This is a genomic window from bacterium, from assembly GCA_035549195.1.
Taxonomy (GTDB): Bacteria; Oederibacteriota; Muellerivitia; order Muellerivitales; family Muellerivitaceae; genus DASZRK01.
Window position 1 is genome coordinate 1 of the sequence record DASZRK010000064.1, and the last position, 2,162, is coordinate 2,162.

At 64.0% G+C, this 2,162-nt stretch carries 3 protein-coding genes; all 3 read right to left on the reverse strand.

Annotated elements, in window-relative coordinates:
• On the reverse strand, positions 1-303 hold a 303-nt coding region (locus VHE12_11550; protein HVZ81411.1), incomplete at its 3' end, for an NAD-dependent epimerase/dehydratase family protein.
• A 122-nt stretch (positions 304-425) separates the two neighbouring features.
• Positions 426-1,571, reverse strand: a complete 1,146-nt coding sequence (locus tag VHE12_11555) for an NHL repeat-containing protein (protein HVZ81412.1) — start codon at positions 1,569-1,571, stop codon at positions 426-428.
• Between the two features lie 254 nt (positions 1,572-1,825).
• Positions 1,826-2,162, reverse strand: a 337-nt coding sequence (locus tag VHE12_11560) for a TraR/DksA family transcriptional regulator (protein ID HVZ81413.1), incomplete at its 5' end; no start/stop codon positions are given.

The window sequence follows — 2,162 nt, forward strand, 5'->3', positions numbered from 1 at the left end:
CACGGGCGAGGCGGGCGAGGCCATGTGGAAGACGTAGTTGGCCTTGGGGAGCGTGCGGGGGAACCCTTTGGTCACGTCCCTCAGGAAGCGGGGCAGGCCCATGAAGCGGGGCAGGCCCTTGATGACGTCCTGGTGGAGGAAGCGGAAGTGGGGATGGCGCCTCAGGTGGGCGATGTTCTCGAGCTTGCCGGTGATGAGGTTGTCCACGCAGACGACCTGGTGGCCCAGGGAGATCAAGTGGTCGCAAAGGTGGGAACCGACGAAACCGGCGCCGCCGGTGACCAGCGAGATGGGGCGTTTCATGGAGCCTCGGTCACGAGGGATAAAGGCGCCGGGATTTTAGCATAGCGTCCCGGGGCAAGAGCCAAAAAAGCCCCGGTGTCAGTGCTCCCGTTGATCGTTCAAGGTTCCTCTGGCGTTCGAGGTTACCGGATCGGGAAACCGGCGCCCCCATAGGGGTCCGAATCGATGGGGGTGGGGGTCGGGCGACGGGGCGAGGGTGTGGGGGTCTTGGGTTCGTCGGGCGCCTTCAAGGGTTTGATGCGCAGGATGGTCGAGTTCTGGGTGTCGGCCAGGTAAAGCCGGCCTTCCCCGTCAGAGGCGATGCCCTTGAAGTGGGGGTGGTAGTTGGGCGCCTGCTGTTCGTCGGAGGCGGTCCATTGGCCGATGAACTCGAAGCGGTGGTTGAAGAATTCCACGCGGCCCGTCACGCCGTCGGTGACGGCGATGAGGCCCTGGGGGGTCTGGGCCACCTCGGTGGGTTCCCGGAACTGGTCGGGGCCGTCGCCGTACCAGCCCTGGACGGTGACGGGCACCCCGCCGGTGTTGAAGACCTGGAAACGGAAATTGCCCGTGTCGGCCACCAGGGCCTGGTCGATGGGGTTGATGGCCATTCCCTGGGGCTGGTTCATGCGGGCGGTGTAGGTGTTGGGCGAAGCCTCGCCCAAGGCGCCCCAGGTGGAGATGAACTGGCCCAGCGCGCTGAAGGTCTGGACGCGGGAATTGCCGGTGTCCAGCACCAGGATATTGCCGAAATGGTCCTGGCCGATGGAGCGGGGCTGGTTGAACTGTCCGTTGGCGTTTCCCTGGGCGCCCCAGGTGGAGACCACCAGGCCCTTGTCGTCCAACACCACGATCCGCTGGTTGAGCGTGTCGGATACGAAGATCTGCCCCGAGGCGGGGCTGCGGAAGACGGCGGTGGGGTGGTTGAACTGGGGGGGGTTCTGCCAGTCGGCCCGGGAGCCGAAGGAACCGTAGGTGGTGACCGGGCGGCCTTCCCGGTCCCAGATCACGATGCGGCTGTTGGCCGTGTCGGCGATGATCATGCTGCCATCGGGGGCCACGTCGATGCCCTCGGGGGAATTCAACTCATCGGGGCCGGACCCCTTGGAACCCCAGCCGGTGTCATAGGTGTAGAGTTTGGGTCCGTCATAAGGGATGGGCGTGCTAGTGGAGGTCGCGGTCGGGGTGGCGGTCTCTTCGGGCGTCGGTGTTGAATGGTGCCGGGCCCAAGCCCCGCCGGGGAGGGCGGCCCAAAGGGCCAGGAGGATGGGGAAGGACCGGGGGTTCATGACAAATAAATGCTATCGTTCGGGAGAGCGGAAGGCAATGACCTCGGTCCAGAAGGACGTTTTGACGGGCCGAAAGGGCTTTGGGTTCCCTTGATGTTTGAAGGGCCCGGCGGTCTCAGGCGCCACCCCATTTCCTATATCCACTCCTGGAAATTGGGTGCTTCTTCGGCTGCTGAAATTGCGCCTCCCCTAATTTTCTTTATCCATTCCTGAAAATTAGGGATTTCCTCGGCTTTTGAAGATGCGCCTCGGTCTCAGGCGCCTTCCAAGCGGCTTTGGCAGCTGATGCAGCGGGTGGCCCAGGGAAGGGCCTTCAGGCGGGGCATGGGGATGGGCTTCTGGCAGGTCTCGCACTTGCCGTAGGCGCCGTTCTCGATGCGGGCGATGGCCTTCTCGATGCGTTCCAATTCGATGCGGTCGTTCTCCATCAGGGTGACGGAGAGATGCTGGTTCAATTCGCCCGAGCCGTGGTCGGCCATGTCGCCGGGCATGTTCTGGTTGTCGGCGATCTCTTCGCGCTGGTCCTGCTCCAGGTGGTTGACGTGGGCGGTGATCTCGTTGCGGCGCTTGTGGAGGTTCTGCAACATGGGG

What these genes read in the sequence shown, in the direction of transcription:
- VHE12_11555 (HVZ81412.1), bottom strand. Translation starts at nt 1,571, where the DNA reads ATGAACCCCCGGTCCTTCCCCATCCTCCTGGCCCTTTGGGCCGCCCTC.